General features: G+C 31.3%; 21 protein-coding genes. 11 read left to right on the forward strand and 10 right to left on the reverse strand.

Annotation, left to right across the window (positions count from 1 at the left end; genetic code table 11):
* Nucleotides 1-5: 5 nt before the first annotated feature.
* The 3 genes from ACFQ1O_RS10440 to ACFQ1O_RS10450 form a co-directional block, all read right to left on the reverse strand.
* Complete coding sequence (locus tag ACFQ1O_RS10440; protein ID WP_377715966.1) at nucleotides 6-758, reverse strand: MbnP family protein; 753 nt, start codon at nucleotides 756-758, stop codon at nucleotides 6-8.
* Nucleotides 759-822: 64 nt separating this feature from the next.
* The gene (locus tag ACFQ1O_RS10445) at nucleotides 823-2,136 is read right to left on the reverse strand and encodes a hypothetical protein (protein ID WP_377715967.1); all 1,314 of its coding nucleotides are present in this window, start codon (nucleotides 2,134-2,136) and stop codon (nucleotides 823-825) included.
* Nucleotides 2,137-2,142: 6 nt separating this feature from the next.
* Nucleotides 2,143-3,582, reverse strand: a complete 1,440-nt coding sequence (locus tag ACFQ1O_RS10450) for a choice-of-anchor B family protein (RefSeq protein WP_377715968.1) — start codon at nucleotides 3,580-3,582, stop codon at nucleotides 2,143-2,145.
* Between the two features lie 102 nt (nucleotides 3,583-3,684).
* On the opposite strand from ACFQ1O_RS10450, the gene thiL reads away from it, so the two are divergent.
* Entirely contained in the window at nucleotides 3,685-4,740 is a 1,056-nt protein-coding gene (gene thiL / locus ACFQ1O_RS10455; protein ID WP_377715969.1) for a thiamine-phosphate kinase, read from the forward strand.
* A gap of 3 nt (nucleotides 4,741-4,743) precedes the next feature.
* On the opposite strand, the gene ACFQ1O_RS10460 is transcribed toward thiL, so the two are convergent.
* Together ACFQ1O_RS10460 and ACFQ1O_RS10465 are read right to left on the reverse strand one after the other, a co-directional pair.
* A complete protein-coding gene (locus ACFQ1O_RS10460; RefSeq protein ID WP_377715970.1) occupies nucleotides 4,744-5,397 on the reverse strand; it encodes an HD domain-containing protein in 654 nt (217 codons plus the stop codon).
* Between the two features lie 65 nt (nucleotides 5,398-5,462).
* Nucleotides 5,463-5,873 carry a BrxA/BrxB family bacilliredoxin gene (locus ACFQ1O_RS10465; RefSeq protein ID WP_377715971.1) on the reverse strand — a complete coding sequence of 137 codons (411 nt, stop codon included), beginning with the start codon at nucleotides 5,871-5,873 and terminating at the stop codon, nucleotides 5,463-5,465.
* Between the two features lie 150 nt (nucleotides 5,874-6,023).
* On the opposite strand from ACFQ1O_RS10465, the gene ACFQ1O_RS10470 reads away from it, so the two are divergent.
* From ACFQ1O_RS10470 to ACFQ1O_RS10510, 9 genes are all read left to right on the forward strand, one after another.
* The gene (locus tag ACFQ1O_RS10470) at nucleotides 6,024-6,812 is read left to right on the forward strand and encodes a TerB family tellurite resistance protein (protein ID WP_377715972.1); all 789 of its coding nucleotides are present in this window, start codon (nucleotides 6,024-6,026) and stop codon (nucleotides 6,810-6,812) included.
* Nucleotides 6,813-6,880: 68 nt separating this feature from the next.
* A complete protein-coding gene (locus tag ACFQ1O_RS10475; RefSeq protein WP_377715973.1) occupies nucleotides 6,881-8,308 on the forward strand; it encodes an MATE family efflux transporter in 1,428 nt (475 codons plus the stop codon).
* A 1-nt stretch (nucleotide 8,309) separates the two neighbouring features.
* Nucleotides 8,310-8,744 (forward strand): dUTP diphosphatase, encoded by a 435-nt coding sequence (gene dut / locus ACFQ1O_RS10480; RefSeq protein ID WP_377715974.1) that lies wholly within the window; start codon nucleotides 8,310-8,312, stop codon nucleotides 8,742-8,744.
* 7 nt (nucleotides 8,745-8,751) lie between these two features.
* Nucleotides 8,752-8,988, forward strand: coding sequence for a hypothetical protein (locus ACFQ1O_RS10485; protein WP_377715975.1), 237 nt, complete (start codon nucleotides 8,752-8,754; stop codon nucleotides 8,986-8,988).
* A complete protein-coding gene (locus ACFQ1O_RS10490; protein WP_377715976.1) occupies nucleotides 8,978-9,226 on the forward strand; it encodes a hypothetical protein in 249 nt (82 codons plus the stop codon). The genes ACFQ1O_RS10485 and ACFQ1O_RS10490 overlap by 11 nt, the downstream gene beginning before the upstream one ends.
* A gap of 44 nt (nucleotides 9,227-9,270) precedes the next feature.
* Nucleotides 9,271-10,287, forward strand: a complete 1,017-nt coding sequence (locus ACFQ1O_RS10495; RefSeq protein WP_377715977.1) for a sugar phosphate nucleotidyltransferase — start codon at nucleotides 9,271-9,273, stop codon at nucleotides 10,285-10,287.
* Between the two features lie 20 nt (nucleotides 10,288-10,307).
* Nucleotides 10,308-11,639 carry a tetratricopeptide repeat protein gene (locus ACFQ1O_RS10500; protein ID WP_377715978.1) on the forward strand — a complete coding sequence of 444 codons (1,332 nt, stop codon included), beginning with the start codon at nucleotides 10,308-10,310 and terminating at the stop codon, nucleotides 11,637-11,639.
* Complete coding sequence (locus ACFQ1O_RS10505; protein ID WP_377715979.1) at nucleotides 11,636-12,412, forward strand: DUF4292 domain-containing protein; 777 nt, start codon at nucleotides 11,636-11,638, stop codon at nucleotides 12,410-12,412. The genes ACFQ1O_RS10500 and ACFQ1O_RS10505 overlap by 4 nt, the downstream gene beginning before the upstream one ends.
* An 82-nt stretch (nucleotides 12,413-12,494) precedes the next feature.
* Nucleotides 12,495-13,625, forward strand: a complete 1,131-nt coding sequence (locus ACFQ1O_RS10510; RefSeq protein WP_377715980.1) for a murein hydrolase activator EnvC family protein — start codon at nucleotides 12,495-12,497, stop codon at nucleotides 13,623-13,625.
* A gap of 17 nt (nucleotides 13,626-13,642) precedes the next feature.
* On the opposite strand, the gene ACFQ1O_RS10515 is transcribed toward ACFQ1O_RS10510, so the two are convergent.
* The 4 genes from ACFQ1O_RS10515 to ACFQ1O_RS10530 all read right to left on the reverse strand — a co-directional run bounded on the left by ACFQ1O_RS10515 (nucleotide 13,643) and on the right by ACFQ1O_RS10530 (nucleotide 17,140).
* Nucleotides 13,643-14,173 carry a hypothetical protein gene (locus ACFQ1O_RS10515; RefSeq protein WP_377715981.1) on the reverse strand — a complete coding sequence of 177 codons (531 nt, stop codon included), beginning with the start codon at nucleotides 14,171-14,173 and terminating at the stop codon, nucleotides 13,643-13,645.
* Between the two features lie 290 nt (nucleotides 14,174-14,463).
* Nucleotides 14,464-14,940, reverse strand: a complete 477-nt coding sequence (locus tag ACFQ1O_RS10520; protein ID WP_377715982.1) for a hypothetical protein — start codon at nucleotides 14,938-14,940, stop codon at nucleotides 14,464-14,466.
* Nucleotides 14,941-14,993: 53 nt separating this feature from the next.
* Nucleotides 14,994-16,766, reverse strand: a complete 1,773-nt coding sequence (locus tag ACFQ1O_RS10525; RefSeq protein WP_377715983.1) for a M56 family metallopeptidase — start codon at nucleotides 16,764-16,766, stop codon at nucleotides 14,994-14,996.
* Between the two features lie 8 nt (nucleotides 16,767-16,774).
* On the reverse strand, nucleotides 16,775-17,140 hold the full coding sequence (locus ACFQ1O_RS10530; protein WP_377715984.1) for a BlaI/MecI/CopY family transcriptional regulator: 366 nt from the start codon (nucleotides 17,138-17,140) through the stop codon (nucleotides 16,775-16,777).
* 145 nt (nucleotides 17,141-17,285) lie between these two features.
* Here ACFQ1O_RS10530 and ACFQ1O_RS10535 point away from each other — a divergent pair, with 145 nt between their 5' ends.
* Nucleotides 17,286-17,786, forward strand: coding sequence for a DUF456 domain-containing protein (locus ACFQ1O_RS10535; protein WP_377715985.1), 501 nt, complete (start codon nucleotides 17,286-17,288; stop codon nucleotides 17,784-17,786).
* 8 nt (nucleotides 17,787-17,794) lie between these two features.
* Here the strand turns inward: ACFQ1O_RS10535 and ACFQ1O_RS10540 are convergent, their stop codons facing one another.
* Complete coding sequence (locus ACFQ1O_RS10540; RefSeq protein WP_377715986.1) at nucleotides 17,795-19,384, reverse strand: S41 family peptidase; 1,590 nt, start codon at nucleotides 19,382-19,384, stop codon at nucleotides 17,795-17,797.
* Nucleotides 19,385-19,387: the final 3 nt, after the last annotated feature.

The raw sequence follows: 19,387 nt of genomic DNA on the forward strand, positions 1-19,387 counted from the left end.
TGTTGTTACTGTGCTAACGAAAATACATCTTGACCATTCTGGTACATCATAATTTGCGCATTAGAATTTGGCATAAGCATTTGATGCAAAGTATTTAAATTCCATGTATTTGGATTCTTAAACCATTCGGCAATATTTGCTTGGACTTCTACTGTAGAATCATCTGTTAAAACAACTGTTCCTAAATTAACCGTAAAGAATGTATCTTGTGGAAATGTTGGGTTCATTCCCGGATTATCTACAGCTCTAATTGCATGAAAATTATAACCTGTTTCATCATTAGAAGAATTCATAAACTTACCATCCATTTGCATATAATGATATCCTCCTCCCATCATATCTGGAACATTGAAATTTGCAGTGTTTAAATCTGCGTAAATTCCGCTTTGGTTATCTTCATTATTAAAACCAAAAGTAAAAGATAAATTATATGTTCCTGGAGAAATCGTTGTAGATGGATTATAAGACAACCCCGTACCCTCTCCAACATCCACTAAGTTATAACCATTTAAAACTATATCTGAAGAACCCTCTCTTCTCAATGTTACATTAGAAATTAGATATCGCAATCGCTCTATACTTAAATTCTCTCCATTTGCGTTTGTATAATCTAATGATGTTCCTAAACTACTTATAGTTGTGCCTTCCCAGTTATGGGTGAAATTCATTGTTAAACTAACTTCTTTTTTTGTATCGTCATCATCAGAACATGAAAATAAGAATACTGATAAACATAGTAGGTAAATTACTTTTTTCATTATTAATCCACTTAAGTGGTATTTTAGTTAAACATAGTTCAATCTCATGCTTGGGGCGAGATTTTTATTTTATCGTTACAATTAAAGCGTCTGTAAACCCTTGATTAGCTTGGATATCTCCATCTGAGCTTGTGCTGTTGCCAACAACAATAACATTACTATTACTCAATTGTGCTACACTGTAGAAGAAATCGATATTACTTCCTCCTATTGTTTTTTGCCATTCTAAATTCCCATCACTAGACATTTTCATTATGAGTCCATCGTTCTGGCCTTTATTTGTTGTTATATCTCCATCTGCACTCCTAGAGCTTCCTGCTATAAAAAAGCCTCCTTCTTGGGCTTTGCATATAGACCTAGCCACATCAAAACTTGTTCCTCCAATCGTTTTTTGCCACAACAACTCTCCAGTACTATTAATTTTTAACACCCAAGCGTCTGCCGCACCATTATTGGATGATATATCTTGATCTGAACTTCTCGTGTCTCCTACTATAACAAAATTATTATCAGATGTTTTTACAATATCATAACCGCTATCTATCTCAGCACCTCCAAAACTTTTTTCCCATAATAAAGTACCAGAAGCATTAATTTTTACAATCCAAATATCATAAGTGCCTTTGTTATTTGTAATATCAACATCTGCACTATCTGCTGTTCCAACAATTATAAAACCTCCATCTTGGGATTCTACAACAGAATTGGGTGTATCTGCCAAATTACCTCCGTAATAATGACGCCATAATTTATTACCATTAGCATCTAATTTTATTGCCCAATAATCACCTCCTGCATGTTGTATAGCTCTATCGTTACCTGCTCCATTAGAAGAGGTAACATCTAAAACTCCAACCAGTAGCAAACCATTGTCTGATGTGCTTATTATCTTATTTCCATAATCTGAACCAATAAAACCGTGCGATTTTTGCCAAATAACAGATCCAGTAGAATTAACCTTTATCACCCAAAAATCCCTACCTCCGGCATTTTCTGTAGTATCACCGTCAGAGCTTTTACTGTAACCGAATAATGCAAATCCGCCATCAGCAGTTTGAACTAATCCAGCTCCTCTATCTTCTGCTGTTCCTCCGTAGGTTTTTTGCCATTCTAAATTTCCATTAGAGTCATACTTGAGTAACCAATAGTCAAAACTCTCATTGTCTTTTCCTACTATATCACCATCCATACTCTGGGTATAACCTAAAATAGCATACCCTCCATCTTGTGTACTAATTACTGATTGAGCGCTTTCGTTTTTAGAACCACCTATTACAGAAATCTTATCAATAGTTCCTCCAACATTGGCGTTTGAGTTATCATCTTTAGAGCAAGAAATTAACACCAACAACAGCAAACTTAATGTTAGCTTTCTCATATGAATTTATTTTTTCACAAATATCTTTTGTGTATAAGAATTGTTAATTTTCACAAAATAAAATCCTTCAGATAGATTACTAACATCTAATACTAGTTCGTTTATAGGGCTGTGTTTTTTATCTATTATTTTTTGACCAAGTAGACTGTATAACATTAGATGTTCAATGTTATTTTTGTTAGATGCAATTTTTAATTCATTTATTGCAGGGTTAGGGTAAATAGTAATTCCTGACTCATCAAAAACTTGATCTGACACACTTAATGTTCCCGATTTTCTAACTACAAAAAAGCCTCTATCAATATCACTAATTATAATATTACCACTTGCAAAATACGGATATATACTCCAAGCACCATTAAAACTTGGACTGTCATTTGCTGGATAAGTATCAAAATATCCTACTTCAACAATATTATTAATATCAGCAATATTCAAAACTCTTAATCCAGCTCTGTAATTTGCTTGAAAAACCAAATCATCTTTAACGTATAAATTATGATCAATAGCAGGGCTTGTACTTAGAAACTCTGAATGATAAGACAGGTTATCTAAATCTGTAAAATCAAAAATAATTGTTCTTGAATTGTTTCCAAAGTTTTGTTCATCTTCCTCATCTCCTACCAGAAAATAACTTTTATTTTTATTAAACCAACCTTGATGAGTATATGCTGTGTTACTATAAGTAACTTCCGAAATTTTTGTAGGAGCAGCAGGGTTTGTAACATCTACAACTACAACTTTACTTTCATTACTTCCTATGAATATTTCTTTTCCTGTATAATCCGTATCAGGACCATCATAAGTAACTACTTGTGCATCGTGAGTATAACCATCTGCTGTATATTGACCAACTGCTACAGGGCTTGTTGGGTTAGATATATCTATCATTATTGGTCCGCCTCCATTGGCAGATCTACATCCTACTAAATAAGCTATAGCTTTGCTTTCATTAATTACAATATTATGACAACTTCCAATAGTAGAACCTCCAAAACCAGTGGTAAGAACTGCATCTGCCGTAAAGTTTTCTGGTGGGCTTGCTACTGAACGCAATCTGGTTAAGTCAAAAACTTGCATTCCGTGAGCACCAACAATATCTGCAACAATAAATGCGTGATTTTGATACACTTTAACATCTCTCCAGTAATTTGAGCCTGCATTGGTATTTAAAAAACCTAGATAAATTGGGTTTACCGGATCGGTTACATCTAAAAAACATGTTTTATCTTCAAATGTGGTTAATGCATATTCTTTATTGTCTAGTGGGTCGGTCCATCCCCAAATATCACTTCCGTTACGACTGCTTAAGGTTGCTTTGTCAAAATGGTCCATTAGATCATAATCACTACAAGGAAATCCTCCAGCTACATTAGAAGCACAAGGGGTTTGAGAAATCAATAAAATAGGTGTAAAAAGAATAAATAAAAGTAATATTTTTTTCATTTTATGGCGTTTTGGGGTTGAATCTCCCAAATATAATCAAATAATTTTACTTTATAGATTACTAATAACTTGTATTTAAGGTCAAAACCTTATTTTTGCACCATGATAGAAGACAAAAATCAACCTAAGACTTCTCTTGGTAATCTAGGAGAGTTTGGACTTATAGAACACTTAACCAAAAACTTTGATATTAAACACTCAACAACTGTAAAAGGTATTGGTGATGACGCTGCGGTGTTAGACTTTAACAAAAAAGTATTAATATCTACTGATTTATTGGTTGAAGGTATACACTTTGATTTGTCCTATATGCCTCTTAAGCATTTAGGTTACAAAGCCATCATGGTAAACTTATCTGATATTTACGCAATGAATGCTACTGCATCTCAAGTAACCGTTTCTATTGCAGTTTCTAATCGTTTTCCATTGGAAGCTTTAGAAGAACTTTACGAAGGAATTTATTTAGCAGCTAAAATTTACAATATTGATGTTATTGGTGGTGATACAACTTCTTCTAACAAAGGATTGCTAATAAGTGTTACTGCTATTGGTGAAGCAGAAGAAGATAAAATTTGTTATAGAAATGGGGCTAAAGTAAATGATTTACTAGTTGTTACTGGAGATATTGGCGCAGCCTATATGGGCTTACAAGTTTTAGAACGTGAAAAGCAAGTTTTTAAAGCCAATCCTAACAATCAACCAGATTTAGATCAATATAACTATTTAATAGAACGCCAGTTAAAACCTGAAGCTAGAAAAGATATTCCGAAACTACTAGCAGATTTAGAAGTTCAACCAACGTCTATGATAGATATTAGTGATGGTCTTTCTTCAGAAATTATGCATTTATGCAAACAATCTGAAGTCGGCTGTAACTTATTTGAAGAAAAAATTCCATTAGACCCTCAGCTTATTAGTGTTTGCGAAGAATTTAATATAGATAGCACGACTATTGCTCTAAGCGGTGGAGAGGATTACGAATTATTATTTACTATTTCTCAAGACGATTACCCTAAAATTAAGGCCAACCCTAACTTAACTGTGATTGGCCATATGACTAATGCTTCAGAGGGCATGCATTTAATTACTAGAGGAAATGAAAAAGTTGAATTAAAAGCACAGGGCTGGAATGCTTTAAAAAATAACGAAGGAGAATAATAATTACTTTTCTCCTTCCCACTCTGCAAAAAACTGGCTTAAGAACACCTCCATAAACTCATGGCGTTTTTGAGCTATTTTTTTTCCGGTTACTGTGTTCATCAAGTCTTTTAACAACAATAACTTTTCATAAAAATGATTAATAGTGGTTCCACTACCCTTTTTATATTCCGCTTTATTCATATACATTTGAGGAGGCAAATCTGGATCATATAGCAGGTTGTTCTTAAACCCTCCGTAATTAAATGCTCTTGCAATTCCAATAGCTCCTATTGCATCTAACCTATCGGCATCTTGCACTACATCTAATTCTTTAGAGCTAAATGTTTTTTGCTCTTTACCTCCTTTAAAAGAAATATTTTCAATAATAGCTATAACATGCTGGATTATTTTTTCATCTACTTTTTCTAACTCCAAAAACTCTTTTGCTAGTTTTGGTCCAATTGTTTCATCTCCTCCATAAAATTTACTATCAGCTATATCATGAAGTAAAGCTCCTAAAGCAACAACAAATAAATCAACATTTTCACTTTTAGAAATTAACAGAGCATTTTTATAAACCCTATCTATATGAAACCAATCATGCCCACTTTCTGCTCCTTTTAAAGTATCTTTTACAAAAACAATTGTATTGTTTATTATTAAATCTTTATTCATATGGTTAAATAAAAAAGCCATCAACTATAAGTCGATGGCCTTAAGTTAAATACTTTTAATTAAAACTAACAAAACTCATTGTAGGCGTCCATTAAATTCTCTGCAATCATCTCAGCTGGTCTACCTTCAATATGATGACGCTCTAACATATGCACCAATTCTCCATCTTTAAACAACGCCATGCTTGGTGATGATGGTGGAAAAGGAACCATATGAGCTCTAGCTTCATTAACCGCTTCTTTGTCTACGCCTGCAAAAACAGTAATTAAGTTTGTTGGCTTTTTAGCATTTTCTAAAGACATTTTTGCTCCTGGTCTTGCATTTCTAGCTGCACAACCACAAACAGAATTCACCACTACTAAAGTAGTACCTTCTTTTTCTAATGCTGCTTTAACAGCCTCAGCCGTTTGTATTTCTTCAAACCCAAAAGATGTCAATTCATCTTTCATAGGCTGTACTAATTCTGGTGGATACATATTCTAATAAAATTTTATTTAACACTTAATATTGACGCAAAAATAAACAAAAACTAACTCCTTTTTCATAAATAAATGTAAAATCAAAGCCCTTTTGCTACATATTTAACCTATATTTGATTGATTTACACCCCATTTCTAAAAAATAATATGAGTTTTGTAAAGTTTGTTGGCGCTGGTTTAGGCTGGACAGTTGGTGGCCCTATTGGTGGTATGTTAGGTTTTTTATTTGGTAGCTTGGTAGATGGCATGCACAGTGCAGATACTAAATTATACGAAAAAGAACAACGCCAAAGAAATAAAGAGACCAAACCTGGCGACTTTGAAGTGAGTCTTCTAATTCTTTCTGCCTTAGTAATTAAAGCAGACGGAAAAATAGACCAACGTGAATTAGACTATGTTCGCATGCATTTTGTGAGCTTATTTGGTAAAGAAAAAGCCAATAATGCCTTTTCTATCTTTAATGAAATTATAAAAAACGATACGGTATCTACAAGACGGGTTTGTATGCAAATACAAAAGCACATGGACCATCCTTCACGTTTACAATTACTACATTATCTTTTTGGAATTGCTGCCTCTGATGGATATGTAAGCCCCAATGAAGTAAATGAAATTAGAAAAATGGCTGCTTATTTATACATAAGTAGACCAGATTTTGAGGCTGCTCAGGCAATGTTTTCTGGCTACAACCAGCGAACAGGTTACCAGGAAGCTAATTACAACAACACATTTAACTCTGATAATGCTTATAAATTATTAAACATCGACAAATCTGCTACTGATGATGAAATAAAAAAAGCGTACAGGAAAATGGCCAAAAAGTATCATCCAGATAAAATTCAGCACTTAGGTGAAACTCATGTAAAAGCAGCCGAAGAAAAATTTAAACAAATAAAAACTGCTTACGAGCAACTACAAACAGAAAGAGGCTTTTAGAGTTCCGTATAATTTATTTTGCTAGACCGTACCAATAACTTACTTTTATACTTCTAAAAAACTTCGAATTGAGCGTACTAAAACGTTTTTTTAAAGACACTTTTATTTATGGTTTAGCCATTGTACTCCCTAGATTAATCAATTTTCTTTTAACTAGGTTATATACAGGTGTTTTTAAAAACGAGCAATTTTCAGAAAACACGGTGTTTTATGTTTATGCTGCTTTTTTTAATGTACTATTTACTTACGGAATGGAAACTGCCTTTTTTAGGTTTTTTAGTCAGCACAAAGACCAAGAAAAAGTACTAGCTACCTCATTTATCACTTTAACTATTAGCACTCTTGTTTTTGGAATATTACTTTTTTCTTTTGCAACATCTCTAGCCAATTTAATGGATATTAATTTACTATCTTATTATATATTAGTTAGTATAATTCTTTTAGAAACACTTGTGGTATTACCTTTTGCATACATGAGAGTAACAGGAAGACCGATACGTTTTGCAATTATTAAGCTCTTAAATGTATTTATCATTGTTGGGTTAAATATTTTATTTTTAGCAAAAGGATTCCAATCGGAAACACTCAGATCAATATTCAATTTTAGTAATGAGGTTCAATATATTTTTACTGCAAATTTAATTGCAAGTACTATTATTTTTATATGTATGCTTCCCTATTACATGAAAGTAAAATGGCAATTAGACAAAACTATTTTAAAGTCGCTTTTGTCATATGGTTGGCCAATTATGATTGCCGGTATTGCATTTGTTATTAATGAAAATTTAGACAAACTGTTTTTAGACAAGTTAGATCCACACATTAACGGAGCTTACAGTGCATGTTATAAAATCGCTGTGTTTATGACACTATTCATCACCGCTTTTAAAATGGGTGCTGAACCTTTTTTCTTTAACCAAGCCAAAGCAGTGAACGCTAAAGAAAACTACGCTCGTATCCTTAAATATTTTACTATCGTAGGGGCTATAGGCTTATTAGGAATTGTTGCATATATTGATTTGATAAAAGACATCATTATTAAAAATGAAAGTTACTTATTTGCTTTAAAAATTGTTCCGGTAATAATTATCGCCAACTTGTTTTTAGGTATTTATAATAACTTATCTATTTGGTACAAATTAACCGATAAAACAAGATATGGAATGTACTTATCTATTTTAGGGGCTATCATTACCATAATTCTCAATTTCGCTTTTGTCCCTGTTTATGGCTTCATGGTTTGTGCATATGCCACTTTAATTGCATACGGCTCAATGATGATTCTATCCTACTATTTAGGAAAAAAACATTACCCTGTTCCATACGACACTAAACGCATTAGCATATACCTTATTGGTTCTATAGTATTGTCAGCCTTATCTTTTTACCAATTTGATAGCAATTTATATATAGGAACGTTGTTTTTATGCTTATTTTTAGGCCTTGTTTTTTTCTTAGAGAGAAATGAGCTAAAACAAATCTTGAAAAAGAAATAAAATGGAAATAAAAATTATTAATAAATCAAAGCACGCATTACCCCACTACGAAACTCTAGCTTCTGCTGGTATGGACCTGCGCGCTCATATAACAGAACCTATTACTCTAAAACCTTTAGACAGAACTATTGTAAAAACAGGATTATTTATAGAACTACCAATAGGCTATGAAGCTCAAGTAAGACCTAGAAGTGGTTTAGCTGCTAAAAAAGGAATTACTGTATTAAATGCCCCAGGTACTGTAGACGCTGATTATAGAGGCGAAATAGGTGTCATATTAGTAAATCTTTCTAATGAGAACTTTACCATTGAAAATGGGGAGCGCATTGCACAACTAATTATAGCAAAACATGAACGTGCTGAATGGAAAGAAGTAACAGAACTTTCTGAAACCGTTAGAGGAGAAGGTGGATTTGGTAGCACAGGTGTGAAATAGTTTTGGTATGAAAGTTGATATTCAAATAGTTATAACTATAGTTTCTTCTTTAATAACAGGTATTATTGCTTTTTTTCTTGTCAAAAGTAAACTTAAAGATGAAATAAACGTTTTAAAAGTAGAGCTTGAAAAACTAAAAGCAAAAGACAATGAACAACAAGTAGTTATAAATGAAATTAAAAGACAATTTGACGAATTACTTCCTGTCTTAATTAAGAAACTAAATAAGAAAAATGGGAAATAATATAGACTACAATAGAATTTATCAACTAAAAAATAAAATTGATAGTGGAACTGCTTCTATACAAGAAAAAAATGAGTATATGGCTTTCCTTTACAATAATGGTTCTATAACTAAAGAACAATATGATAAATATAACTCTGACAATAATTCTAATGAAGTTTGGTCTGCAGTAAAAGCAGTAGGAGGTATAATATTAGCAGGATATTTACTAAAAAAACTTTTTAGTCAAGAAAAATAAAGTTTAATCTAAAAAATAAATCCCCGACTACTCGGGAAATGAATATGAAAATAATAGTCCCAATGGCCGGAAGAGGCTCTCGTTTAAGACCTCATAGTTTAACAGTACCTAAACCACTAATTCCTATTGCTGGTAAACCAATCGTACATAGGTTAGTAAGCGATATTGCTAAAGTACTAGCCGAGCCAATAGATGAAATAGCTTTTATATTAGGTGACCCTGCTTTTTTTGGAGATGACGTAGTAAAAAGTTTAAAGGATTTAGCTACTAGTTTAGGAGCTAAAGGAACTATCTATCGTCAAGATCAACCCTTAGGAACTGGTCATGCTATTATGTGTGCCAAAGAATCTTTATCTGGCCCAGCTGTTATTGCTTATGCAGATACTTTAATTAGAGCCACTTTTAATTTAGACAAGGAAGCTGATGCCGTTATTTGGACTAAAGAAGTAGAAAGACCGGAAGCCTATGGAGTAGTTAAATTAGATGAAAATAAGCATATTACTGAATTAGTAGAAAAACCTCAAACCTTTGTTTCTAATCAAGCTGTTATTGGTATTTATTACTTTAAAGATGTTGCTGTTTTAAAAGATGAACTACAACATGTTTTAGATAACAACATTATTAATGGTGGCGAATATCAAATAAACGATGGTATTAAAGGAATGATGGCTAAAGGAAAAACATTTGTAACTGGAACTGTTGACGAATGGATGGACTGTGGAAATAAAAATGTTGCCATAGATACCAATACTAAAATGCTAGGTTTTTTAACTACAGATGGTGAAAAGTTGATTGCAGATAGCTATACTAATAAAAATTCAACCATTATAGAACCATGTAACATTGGTGAAAATGTTGTGTTAAAAAACTGTACAGTAGGACCAAATGTATCAATAGGAAACAACACTGTTTTAGAAAACGTAACTATTAAAAATTCCTTAATACAAACTAACTCTACTATTAAAAATGCTATATTAGATGAAGCTATGATCGGTAATCACGTACAATACAATGGTGAATTCACTAAAATTAGTATTGGAGATTATACGATAATGGAATAATTGTTGAACATTAACATTTAATGAAAAGAATCAGATACATTTTTCACTTTATTGTTTTCCTATTTGGAAGCATAATTTATGCTCAAGAAAAACCAATGGATGATTTAGGTAATGTATCTGATGAATTTCAAGAAAGCTATTTTGAAGCTTTAAAACAAAGAGGAATTGAAAACTACGATAAAGCAATTGAACTTCTTGTTAACTGTAATAGCATAAATCCTAATAATGCATCTGTACATTTTGAATTAGGCAAAAACTACTATGAAATAGATCAATATGCCTTGGCAGAAAAATCACTAGAAAAAGCCAATTCTTTAAAACCAAACAATCAGTGGATTCTAGAGGAACAATACCTACTCTATTTTGCCCAAAGTAAGTCAGATAAAGTTGAAGAAGTTTTATTGAAACTAGTTCAATTAAAACCTAAGTATCAAGACATGCTTATAAAGCATTATATAAAAACTAGAAAGTATGACAATGCATTAAAGGTTTTAAATACTTTAGAAGCGACTTCTGGAGCTAATAAAGAGCATCATAAATTAAGGCACCAGGCTTATACGTTTAGTAGGAAATATAAAGAATACGCTAACTACTTAAGCAATAAAATCGATTCTAAATCAGCTAGAGAGACTGATTACACCAACTTAATTATAGTTTATAGTAAGTTAAAACAAAACGATAAAGGTTTTGAAACTGCTAAACGCTACCAAGAAACTTTTCCAAATTCAGATTATCCGTATTTATCTCTTTATAAGTTTTACTTAAGCAAGAATAATATCCCAGAAGCTATTAACGCATTACATAGAGTAAGTAATAGTAATAGCCTGCAACAACAAGAAAAGTTTAAGGTGGCAAACGATTTTTTTCAATACGCTAAAAAAAAACCAGAATATATTCCAGAACTAGAAAAAGTAATCAAAGTTTTTCCTCATCAAACTTTAATTACCCAATTAGCCAGTATATATCAAGAAAATAACAATGAAAAAGCTACTCATTTAATAGCTTCGTCTGAACAAGCCAACTCAAACAATTTTCAAGATTTAAAGTTGTTAACAGATATCTTACTTAAAGGAAATAAATATTTAGACGCATTGAAAACGAGCGAAAAAGCTCTAGAACTATATCCAGCTCAAGCTGTTTTGTATTTACAACAAGCTAAAGCTTATCAAGCAATAAACAAAGCTAAAAATGCGTTAGAATCTTTAGAATTAGGAATAGATTATATTATAGATAATCCTTCTTTAGAAAGCAATTTTTACAGCCAGATGGCTAAAGCTTATAAAAGTTTAAACGACTTAAAAAATGAGCAGAAGTATTTACAAAAAGCTAAAAAAGCAAACCCTAAATCATGATTAGATTCATTTCTATAAGTATTCTTATCGGACTTTTATTGGTGGGATGTAAAACCACAAAAGGATTAACCGATAATGGTACTGTAAAAGCACTTAGTACTAAAAAGATTATCAGGGCATATAATGCCAATCCAACCAACTTTAATACTTTAAAAGCTAGTTTAAAAACCAACTTTAGAACGGCTAAGCAAGATGAGAATATTACTGTTGATATTAGAGTTGAGAAAGACAAAAAAATATGGGCCAGCATTAAAAAGTTTGGCATATCTGGAGCCAAAATTTACATTACCCCAAACAGAGTTCGGTTTTACAACAAACAAGACAAAACTTTCTTCGATGGTGACTTTAGGTTTATTAGCAACTGGTTAGGCACCAATTTAACATTTAACCAGCTTCAAGCTATTTTAATTGGTGAAGTACTATACCCGTTAGATACTAAAACACATATTTCTGAGGTTTTAGAAGATGGTTACCTGTTACAACCTAAGCAACAAGAAGAATTATTTGAACAATTTATTACTTTAAACCCTAATCATTTTAAAGTAAAAGCTCAAGAAATTGCCCAACCTAAAGACTTTAGAGTCTTAAATATCGATTACAATAAATACCAAGAAATTTCTAAACAAGTACTCCCATTAAATTTAAGTGTAGTTGTAGTTGAAAAAACTTCTGAAACAAAAGTTAGTATTGAATACAGAAATGTATCTTTGAATCAAGAATTAAGATTTCCATTTAAAATACCAGTATCATACAAAGAAATTATTTTTGAATAATACCCGTTTTACATATCGCATCCTGCTAACATTCTTACTTTTCTGTAGTTTAGCCTTAGGCCAATCTGCCAAGCAAAAACAGTTGGAAAGTAAACGTCAGAATTTACTAAAAGAAATAAGAGAAATCAACCACCTAATTAAAAACAATAAGGCTGAATCTGCTTCTTTATTGAGTAAAATAGATGATGTGAATTTAAAAATTAGAGTTCGCAGAAACTTAATTCAAATAACCAATCAACAAGCTAATTTACTTACAAGAGAAATTAATAGTAATAAAAAAAACATTGAAAATTTAGAGACTGAATTGGATTTACTAAAAAAGAATTATGCCGATATGGTAGTACGCTCTTATAAAAGTAAATCTAAACAAAGTAAGCTAATGTTCTTACTTTCATCTGAGAATTTTTTACAAGCATATAAGCGCTATAATTATATGAAACAATACAAGAGTTTCCAAAAAAAACAAGCCGACTCTATTGTTTCTAAAACAGAACAGCTGCATGCATTAAACGCTACGTTACAAATACAAAAACAAAACAAAGAAGCTCTAATAGCTGAAAACAGAACTGCTCAAGTAGCTTTACAAAAAGAAAAAAATCAGCAACAACTATTAGTAAAAGATCTTAAAAAAGATGAAGCTAAATACCGAAAAAGTATAGCTAAAAAACAAAAAGAAAGTGATCGAATTGAAGCTCAGATAGAAAAAATGATTCGTGATGCTATTGCAAAAGCGAATAAAAAATCTGGAACCAAAAAAAGTATCAAAACATTTACCTTAACTGCCGAAGCCAAAGCATTAGCTAAGAACTTTAGTAACAATAAAGGAAAGTTACCTTGGCCAACTAAAAGAGGTGTATTAACAAAAAAACCTGGAAAACAAAGACACAGTGCCGTTAAAGGAGTTTACACCACTAGTAAAGGTATAGAAATAACCACTTCTAAAGATAGTGACGCAAGAGCTGTTTTTAACGGAGAAGTCTTTGTTATTCAGAAAGTAAAAGGGGCAAATAAAGCCGTTTATATTAGGCATGGTAATTATATAACTGTTTACCATAACCTTAAAGAAATATACGTTAAAAAGGGAGATATTGTTCAGACTAAAGACCCTGTTGGTAAAATTGCTACCAACTCTGAAAACAAAACAATTTTAAAATTTTATTTGTTTAAAGATAGTGCTAATCAAAATCCAACACATTGGATTTATAAAATGTAACTATTCTAAAACTGTAACTATTCTAAAACTGTAACTACTTTAATTGGTATAAGAAACTGAATGCTTACCGGAACCTCATCACCTGGAATATTTTTATCTACACCCGGTAGTTGCTTCATGGCTGGTCGTATTTTGGGCAAGCTTAACAAACTTTCTTTTATTGTTTGATCTATTGAAGGCATCAACATTTTTAAACTATCACTGGCAGTAGTTTCTAAAACACTTAATTCTCCTAGTTTGTTTACTTCTACAAAAACCTGAAACTCTTCATTTAAAGGTTTATCGAGTACTATTTCGTTAGTAAACACATTAGAGGATATATGCTTACTTAAAGTCGTAATAAAACATTCTTTTTCTGCTAAAACATCTCCTTCTAAACTTTCGCATTCAGAAAAAATAGGATATTTATCTACTTTCGTTTTATCTAGGTTTTTAAGCTTTTCTTGAACCAAATCATGATCTTCATCAGACACATGAATCTTTTTGTTTTCGAAGTAATTACACGAAAACAATAGTAATAATAATAGAATACAACTTAGTTTCTTCAAATCAGTCATTTAGACCCTAAAAATACGAATTTCTCATCGATCTACAGTATTCTTCTAACTACTTACTCAATTGAGTTTCATCATCTAAATGAATTTTTCTCTTTCGAAATAACTTATTCTTTCTTCAACAATTTTATCTAATCGCTTATCTTTTCCTTCAAATCTTAGTTTTATAATATTGTATTACTTTATTGTAAGTACCTAACAAGTATAAACTATCTGTTATTTTACAGCCGAATTTTGTCATTCAGCTGTAAAATAGCACTTATAATAAATAAAAAACTTTTTATTTACTTAACCATGAATTGAATTGGTAAAGAATAAGGTACTGTAACCAATTTTCCTTTGTGCTTGCCAGATTTCATTTGAGGCAACAAACTCATTACACGCCTTGCTTCTACTGCTAGACTTTCATGCGGAGCTCGTGCTTTAACTTCAAGAATATTACCCTCTTTATCTATTTTAAAAGCGACCCATATTTTTTGCAATCCTTTTAAGCTTTCCTCCTTAGCTAATTTTGTATTAAAATTTTGAGCAACAAATTCTGATATTTTTTGAGATAAACAATCTTTTATTTCTTTCTTGGATCCATTTTCATTGCAACCAGGATAAACAGGTGAGTTCTCTATAATTGCAAACGGAACATCTACATCTTTCTTTTCTTGTGCTGAAACTATAAAAATGCTAGATATGAACAACAATACTATTAAAGATAATTGAGCGGTTGTAAAGTACTTACCTAATTTTGATTTTTCTTTTGATAACATAATATTCGATTTTTAATTAATGATGATTTTGATTCTAAAAACAATATATAGCTTTAGTTAATTTTAAACTTTATTGGTAACGCATACGGTACCGTAACTGCTTTGCCTTTATGTATACCAGGTTTCATTTTCGGTAAAGAATTTATAACACGTTTAGCTTCTACTACTAAATCTTCATGCGGAGCTCTAGCCCTAACTTCTACTATATTACCTTCTTTATCTATTTTAAACGCAACAGCAATTCTTAATAAACCGGTTAATTGATTTTGCTCCCCTATTTTTGTATTAAATTCTTTAGCTACGAATTCTGTTATTTTTTGAGAAAAACATTTTTTTAATTCTTCTCTAGTCCCATTTTCATCACAACCCGGATAAACAGGCGACTTCTCTAAAACCGCAAAAGGAACATCTACATTGGTAGCATAATCTACATCTTCACTCATTAATTCTTCTTTAGCTTTTGCTTCTTTATATTTAGCTACCCATTCCTCTTCATTTGGCAATTCATAGTTTAATTCTTTTAAACGACTCAATAGTTTTTCTTGTCTAAGCATGGTTGCAAAACTTATCTTTTTATCATCATCATACTTAGAGTCTATATTATCTAATAAACTAGACACACACATTTCTGCCATAACAAAATTCATGAAATCTTGGTCTTCTTGATGCAATTCTCCCTGACTATTTTTCTTAATTGATGATATTAGAAACATGCTCATATTAAAGTATTTTTTTGCATCGATAGTCTCTAATTGAGCCTTATTATTTGCATAATATTTTTTCAACTTAAAAATTAATTCCTTGTATTGTTCTGGTGACAGCTTTTCTTTTTCGGTAATATTATTCGGTATAGCATCTTCTATTATTTTTATAACATCTCTTATAACAGTATTCTCTGTAAACTCTTGTTTTTTTTGATTAGTTAAACTGCTTTTTGTATCTACTTCTGAACAAGACACATAAAAAAGCATACTCAACACTATTGGTAAAACCCCAAAGTATCTAACTAGCTTAATTGATTTTGATTTTTGTTTGGTTAACATAATAATTCGTTTTTTGATTAATGATGATGAATAAAATTGATTGACTAATGAAAACTGAGTAACCCCAAAAGTTTGGGCTAACAAATCTTCATAATAGTGTTTTTGATTTTGAGATGCATTCCTGTCTGCTATAAACTCATGCACTTCGGTAATTCTTTTCTGATAGATATATATTAACGGATTAAACCAAAAGATGATTCTTAATAATTCAAACCACAATAAGTCTAAACTATGCCACTCATTAGCGTGAACCTTTTCGTGTTTCAAAATGCTTTCTTGCTCTGATTTTTCTATCTGATCTCCTAAAAATATTTGATTGAAAAAAGAAAAAGCTTCATTAGAATTCTGTATCCATACCACCAAGTAATTGCCTTTCCATTGGTTCGGATTTGTATACTTATAGTAATAAATTCTAGATACTTTATATAACAACAACAATGCGCAAATACCAATACCTATATACCAAAGCACCTCTATTGAAAATAATGATGATGATTCTGGAACTAGTTGAACTACTCCATTAGTAATATTTCTAGTTCTGTTAACAGGCTCTTGCTCTCCAATTAATATTTCAGGCAACTGAATTACTAATGCTTTTTGTAAAGCAGGAACAGTATTTGCAAAAAACGACAACTTAACAAATGGTAATAATAGTGACAAAACTGAGCTTACTAACAAATACGATCTATTAGCATTAAAAAAGGTTTCTCTTCTTAAAAAAGCCTCATAAAACAACCAGAAAACTAGCTGAAACAATATGATTTGTATAATATAAGTTTCCATAATTTATTTTATTTACCCTTCTTTGATTGAATTTCTTTTAAAATAGCCTCTAAATCATTTACAGAAATATCATTACTCTTAGTAAAAAAAGAAACCATACTTTTAAAAGAGCCCTGAAAATATCCTTCTACTAACCTATGGGTAGTTTGTTTACTATAAGTTTCTTTTGTTATTGTTGGGTAATACAAGTATCCTTTCCCTTTTTGTTGATGATCTACAAAACCTTTTGTTTCTAATATTCTAATAATGGTAGAAACTGTATTGTATGCAGGCTTTGGCTCTGGAAACAAACCTATTAGCTCTTTTACAGAAGCTAACTCTAATTGCCATAAATACTGCATTATTTCTTCTTCCGCCTTGGTTAACTGTTTCATAATTCAATTCGATTTTGAGTAAACTTATTTTGTTCAACTAAATTTTTAGTTAAAACAAATATAAACTAAAAATTTAGTTGAACTAAGTTTTTAGTTTAAAAATGTAACTTTTTTAACATTTAAACGTCTTATCAAAAAAAGCTATATGGATATTATTTTAGTACTTATCGGTATTTTATTAATGATTGGTGGTATAGTAGGTAGTTTTTTACCTGTGCTTCCGGGGCCTTTAACTAGTTGGTTCGGATTATTAGTGCTATACTTAACAGAAAGAATTGAAATTAATTATTGGGTATTGGGCATTACCTTGGCTATAGCTATTGGTATTTATATTTTAGACTATATAATTCCTGCTATGGGCACTAAACATTTTGGAGGGTCTAAATACGGTATTTTTGGTACAACCATAGGTTTAATAGTTGGTCTTATCTTTTTTCCTCCCTTTGGTATTATTATAGGACCATTTTTAGGAGCCTTAGCTGGAGAATTATTATACGATTCTAAAGACTCCAGTAGAGCCTTTAAAGCGGCTTTTGGGTCTTTTATAGGTTTTCTTACCTCTACTTTTATTAAGTTTATAGTAGCTTCGGTTTACTTTGGAATGTTTCTTTGGATTTTACTAAGTAACGGAAGTGGTATATTTTAAATACAAGTCTATTTTTCTAACAACTCTTTAACCTTGTTAATCATAGTATCATCTTCATCTTTAATCTGATAAGAAAGAACTAAATCAAACATTTGCTCAGCTATAGCTGCTTTAATACTTCTCTTTATATAAGCATCATGTTCAGAAGTTGTAACGGTTAACTCACCTCTGGTTTTAATTCGTAAATAATCTTTAAACTCTTGTAATAGTTTATCTGATACTTCGAAGTCATTAATAAAACTAATTCTTGAAAAAGTATGATAGTGTTTTCTGTTATTCTCTAAAACATCAAATACAAAGTTATCTAACATATTGGTTTTTACTCCAAATGCTACTTTATTGTATTCTTCATTGGATTTAATCGGTACAAATACATCAGGAATAATACCTCCGCCACCGTAAACTACTTTTCCTCTTGGCGTAGTAAATTTTAATGAATCGGCTACTTCTATTTTAGTTGAGTCTGTTAATTCTCCAGAGGTATACCTTGCAGCATAATCATCGTAATAATCTCCTTCTTTTTGGTTTTTATAAGGCTTTTGTATAGACCTACCCGTAGGCGTATAATACCTTGAAACTGTTAAGCGAATTGCACTTCCATCTCCTAATTGCATTTCACGTTGTACTAGTCCTTTTCCAAAAGAACGCCTACCAACAATGGTTCCTTTATCATTATCTTGCAAAGCTCCAGCTACAATTTCACTTGCTGAAGCTGCATCTTCGTCTATTAACACATATACATGCCCTTTTTCAAAACTACCTTTAGATGTTGCAAAAAACTTTTCTATGTTCCCTTTTTTGTTTTTGGTAAACATAATTAGTTTATCATCTTCTAAAAATTCGTCTATTATTTGGTTAGCTCTATCTAAAAAACCTCCAGGGTTCCCTCTTAAATCTAAAACTAAATGCGTAAGGTTTTGTTTTTGTAGCTTCGTTAACTCTTCTTTAAATTCCTTATAAGTAGTTTCTGCAAAGCGATTGATTTTGATATAGCCTAATCTATCTTCTAACATATAAGCAACAGGAACACTCTTTATAGGTACTTTATCTCTTTCAACCCTTACTTTAAAAACACTATCGGTAACAGGTCTGTAAATAGTCAAATCAACAACAGAATTCAATTCCCCTTTTAGCTTTTTTACCACATCTTCACTAGAAAACTTTTTCCCGTACAAGGTATCATTATTGGCTAATAATATTTTATCACCCCCTTTAATTCCTACTTTTTCACTTGGTCCATCTTGTATAGCCTTAATGACAGAAATGGTATCTTTTTTTAAATAAAAACTAACACCAATACCTACAAACTCACCATTCATAGACTCTGTTACAGCCGCTAAGTTTTTTTCTGGAATGTATACTGAATGTGGATCTAAATTCTCTAAAATTTTATTTACTGTTACATCTACAATGCTATCTGTATCAACCTCATCTACGTACTCATAATCTATATAATCAATTAGCCTGTTTAACTTCTGCTTTTTAGCAGAAGCCAACAAAGGAGTGTTGTTACCAAAACGAAACAAACCACCAAACCAGAAGCCTATTGCTAAGGTAACTCCAATTATTAATGGTAAATATTTCTTTTGATAACCCATACT

Origin of the sequence: Pseudofulvibacter geojedonensis (genome assembly GCF_042675745.1) — a bacterium.
GTDB classification, from domain to species: Bacteria; Bacteroidota; Bacteroidia; order Flavobacteriales; family Flavobacteriaceae; genus Pseudofulvibacter; species Pseudofulvibacter geojedonensis.

Coding starts and splice junctions, on each gene's coding strand:
- ACFQ1O_RS10440 (WP_377715966.1), bottom strand. CDS start 758: ATGAAAAAAGTAATTTACCTACTATGTTTATCAGTATTCTTATTTTCA.
- ACFQ1O_RS10445 (WP_377715967.1), bottom strand. CDS start 2,136: ATGAGAAAGCTAACATTAAGTTTGCTGTTGTTGGTGTTAATTTCTTGC.
- ACFQ1O_RS10450 (WP_377715968.1), bottom strand. CDS start 3,582: ATGAAAAAAATATTACTTTTATTTATTCTTTTTACACCTATTTTATTG.
- thiL (WP_377715969.1), top strand. CDS start 3,685: ATGATAGAAGACAAAAATCAACCTAAGACTTCTCTTGGTAATCTAGGA.
- ACFQ1O_RS10460 (WP_377715970.1), bottom strand. CDS start 5,397: ATGAATAAAGATTTAATAATAAACAATACAATTGTTTTTGTAAAAGAT.
- ACFQ1O_RS10465 (WP_377715971.1), bottom strand. CDS start 5,873: ATGTATCCACCAGAATTAGTACAGCCTATGAAAGATGAATTGACATCT.
- ACFQ1O_RS10470 (WP_377715972.1), top strand. CDS start 6,024: ATGAGTTTTGTAAAGTTTGTTGGCGCTGGTTTAGGCTGGACAGTTGGT.
- dut (WP_377715974.1), top strand. CDS start 8,310: ATGGAAATAAAAATTATTAATAAATCAAAGCACGCATTACCCCACTAC.
- ACFQ1O_RS10485 (WP_377715975.1), top strand. CDS start 8,752: ATGAAAGTTGATATTCAAATAGTTATAACTATAGTTTCTTCTTTAATA.
- ACFQ1O_RS10490 (WP_377715976.1), top strand. CDS start 8,978: ATGGGAAATAATATAGACTACAATAGAATTTATCAACTAAAAAATAAA.
- ACFQ1O_RS10495 (WP_377715977.1), top strand. CDS start 9,271: ATGAAAATAATAGTCCCAATGGCCGGAAGAGGCTCTCGTTTAAGACCT.
- ACFQ1O_RS10500 (WP_377715978.1), top strand. CDS start 10,308: ATGAAAAGAATCAGATACATTTTTCACTTTATTGTTTTCCTATTTGGA.
- ACFQ1O_RS10505 (WP_377715979.1), top strand. CDS start 11,636: ATGATTAGATTCATTTCTATAAGTATTCTTATCGGACTTTTATTGGTG.
- ACFQ1O_RS10520 (WP_377715982.1), bottom strand. CDS start 14,940: ATGTTATCAAAAGAAAAATCAAAATTAGGTAAGTACTTTACAACCGCT.
- ACFQ1O_RS10525 (WP_377715983.1), bottom strand. CDS start 16,766: ATGGAAACTTATATTATACAAATCATATTGTTTCAGCTAGTTTTCTGG.
- ACFQ1O_RS10530 (WP_377715984.1), bottom strand. CDS start 17,140: ATGAAACAGTTAACCAAGGCGGAAGAAGAAATAATGCAGTATTTATGG.
- ACFQ1O_RS10535 (WP_377715985.1), top strand. CDS start 17,286: ATGGATATTATTTTAGTACTTATCGGTATTTTATTAATGATTGGTGGT.
- ACFQ1O_RS10540 (WP_377715986.1), bottom strand. CDS start 19,384: ATGGGTTATCAAAAGAAATATTTACCATTAATAATTGGAGTTACCTTA.